1 protein-coding gene and 2 pseudogenes are annotated in these 3084 nt (G+C 66.2%); 1 reads left to right on the plus strand and 2 read right to left on the minus strand.

From position 1 onward, the window contains the following. Positions 1-620, plus strand: a pseudogene (locus JWR89_RS05095) (MFS transporter); the annotation flags it as partial. On the opposite strand, the gene JWR89_RS05100 reads toward JWR89_RS05095, so the two are convergent. Together JWR89_RS05100 and JWR89_RS05105 are read right to left on the minus strand one after the other, a co-directional pair. Further along, the gene (locus JWR89_RS05100) at positions 579-2657 is read right to left on the minus strand and encodes a methyl-accepting chemotaxis protein (RefSeq protein WP_299712549.1); all 2079 of its coding nucleotides are present in this window, start codon (positions 2655-2657) and stop codon (positions 579-581) included. The pseudogene JWR89_RS05095 and the gene JWR89_RS05100 overlap by 42 nt on opposite strands. Positions 2658-2836: 179 nt before the next feature. After that, positions 2837-3084, minus strand: a pseudogene (locus JWR89_RS05105) (adenylate/guanylate cyclase domain-containing protein); the annotation flags it as partial.

Genomic DNA, 3084 nt, shown 5'->3' on the forward strand with positions numbered 1-3084 from the left:
GCGCGAAGGCCGCCGCCGTCGCCGCGGTGAAACCCAACCTGCCGATCGACCGCACCATGGTGCTGCTGGCCTTCGCCTTTGCGGCGGCATGGAGCGTCACCGGCGCGATGGCGGCGCATCTGCCGCGCATCATGGAGGCCGCCGGCGCCACCAGCGTGCAGGCGATCACCGCGGGCGCGCTGATTGGCCCGGCGCAGGTGTTCGCCCGCATCGTCGAGGCCAGCTTCCTCAGCCGTTTTCACCCGCTGCTATCGACGCGGCTGGCCTGCCTGACGCATCCGATCGGCGCCGGCATCCTGGCGCTCGCCGGCGGCGGCGCGGCCGGCGTGTTCGCGGTGTTCCACGGCACCGGCAACGGCATCCTCACCATCGCCCGCGGCACCCTGCCGCTGGCGATCTTCGGCCCGCAGAACTACGGCTACCGCCTCGGCCTGCTCGGCGCGCCCGCGCGCATGGCGCAGGCCGCCGCGCCGCTGGCGTTCGGGCTGCTGATCGACGTCATTGGCAGCCGCGTGCTGATCGTATCGTCCGCGCTCAGCCTGTCGGCGCTGCTGGCGTTATGCCTGCTGCGCACCAAGTCAGCCAATCCCCGCGATGAAGCGCTCGATCTCGAGCGATAACAGGCCGGATTGGCGTCCCAGTTCGTCGGTCGTCTGGCGTACCTGGCCGGCGGCGGTCACCGTACCGGCCGCGGCGGTACGCACATCGCCCAACTGGCTCGATACGCGGTCGGTCAACAGGGCGACTTCCTGAGAATCGCGCGACACCTGATTCATGGCGCTGACCTGTCCCTGAACGGCCTGGGTGATCGCACCGGTCAATCCGTCAACCTCGCGAATCCGCGCACCGATCGCATCCATCGCCAGCACGGCTGAGTCGGTGGCGCCCTGAATGGCGGAGACTTGCAGCGTGATCTGATTGGTCGCCGTCGCCGTCTGCGACGCCAGCGATTTCACTTCGCCGGCGACGATGGCGAAACCCCTTCCAGCCTCGCCCGCCCGCGCCGCTTCAATGGTCGCATTCAGCGCCAGAAGGTTGGTCTGCGCGGCAATGGCGCTGATGACGCCGACAACCTGACCGATTTCAGTGGCAGCGCCGGCGAGCCGGGCGACCTCTCGATTGGTTTCCGCGGCGTCGCTCACCGCATGGGCGGAGAGCCTGGAGGATTGCTCCACTTTCATGGAAACTTCTGCGAGCGAAGCGCGCATTTCCTCGGAAGCACCGGCCACCGAATTGATGCCCTCGGCGGCCTGCCGCACCGCGCGCGCAATTTCGTCGGTCTGACGTGTCGCGTCGGTTGCCGTTTCAGTCATGGCGTCGGCGGCGACGACCATCTGCCGATTGGCCTGGGCTACGGTATCGAGGGTTCGGCCCACCGACGCCTCGAATTCGCGACACAGCGCTCCCAGACGCGTCGCCCGTTCGACATCCGCAGCCTGCGCGGCCTGGCGTTCTGCATTGGCCAGTTGGGACTTGATCGTGCCCTGCCGCAAGTCTTCAAGCGTCTCGGCCATCGCCGAAAATTCATCGTCCTGACCGACCTGTGGCACGGCAGCGTCGTATTCGTGGCGCGACAGGTGTCCGATCGCTTCACTCAGGGCTCGGACCGGCTGAATGACTCGCCGGCGGATCAGCCGCAGGATCAGTGCCGCGCCTGACAGCGCGAGCATTGTCGCCGCGATCGTCACGATCAGGCCGAGTTGAGCGGCGGCGTGCTGCGCCTCGGCGCGCTGCTGCATCAGGTCGAGCGCTTTCAACGCAATTGCCAAAATCGATTCGAACGGGGCGTTGCACAGCGACGTCCACTGCGCCGGCGCGATCGGTTGGGATCCCTTGCCCAGCGTGCGATAGACGTCATCCCGTTTCGTGACGGAGGTAGTGTATTCGCGCTCCGCCGTAGCGACGACGTCCGCGAGTTGTGGCGACATGCCCGGGCGCACCAGCACGCCTTTCAAGGAACTCCAGCCGGCCTCCCCGGCGCCGCGCATCCTGCCCATCGCGGCCAGATGCGTCGATGACAGGCCTTCATTGGCAGCAACCGCAGGGCGCAGAGTCGAGCATTCGGCGCCCGCCGCCTCCCGGAGGCTCCAGGCGGTCTGGCGTACACCGACCAGCTCCGCGACGTAGGGATCGGCGATCCGCGCCTCGGCGGCGACGTTGAGCGAGGCATCGTTCAGCTTCTCGAGCACCCCGCTCATGGACTTGTACCAGGCGTCGGTATCCGCGACGCTCCGGCTGGCCCTTGGTTTGGCGGCGGCCGCGTCGAGCGCCTGCCATTTCTGAACGGAATCGCTCCAGCGATTGCCGATATCGACGACCAGTCCATCGAGCGCCACGCCGCCAATGCGCGGCAGGACTGCTACCGCTTCCTTCAATTTTGCCGCCCCGCGTTCGCGCAGCTCCGTCAGTTTTCCGAGCGGCTCGTCGAGATTGAGCAATGCGGTCTGCGCTTCGCCGCGCGAGTTACGCAAAACCTGCATGCTGTTGAACAGGGTTCGATCAGCCTCGGCGAGAGTGACGAGCCGACCGGCCGCCGCCATGTCGCGCCAATCCTTGGCGAGCTGCAGACCAAGCAGAACCACCAGAACAGCCGTCAGGCCGACGAACGCTCCGGTCAGCAGACTGCCAACACGGAAATGAAATCCGATACGCGTCATGTGTCCCTGAAAGTATTGTGCAGATGAGGAATCGCTCGCGGCTGCTTCCGCTGATCGAGGCATATTCGATCGATGTTAATTTAGGGCTACTTCCGATGCCTGTTGGCTATGCAGAACTTCATCCGCGCCCCGGCAAAGTCGCCGCGGCGACAAACCGCCGTGCCTGTCCAAAGCGAGCCTCAGCCTGCCAGATAGCGCTCGTATTTGCCGCGCACGGCTTCGTCGGCGGCGATGTCGGGATCGAGGGTGTAGAGGTCCTGCGCATGGCTGATGCCGCGCAGCACGAAGCGGCCGGTGGACACGAGATAGTTTCGCCCGGCTGCATCTAGTCCGTTGCGGAACGCCGATGACGTCAGCAGCGGACGGTCCACCGAACTGCACATCGAGGCGATGCGGCTGACTTCGTTGACCGAGGGGCCGACCACCG

It is taken from the genome of Tardiphaga sp. (assembly GCF_028290785.1).
Classification (GTDB): Bacteria; Pseudomonadota; Alphaproteobacteria; order Rhizobiales; family Xanthobacteraceae; genus Tardiphaga.

Bases quoted from the DNA above. Each gene is read 5' to 3' on its own strand.
- JWR89_RS05100 (WP_299712549.1), bottom strand. From the start codon at position 2,657: ATGACGCGTATCGGATTTCATTTCCGTGTTGGCAGTCTGCTGACCGGA.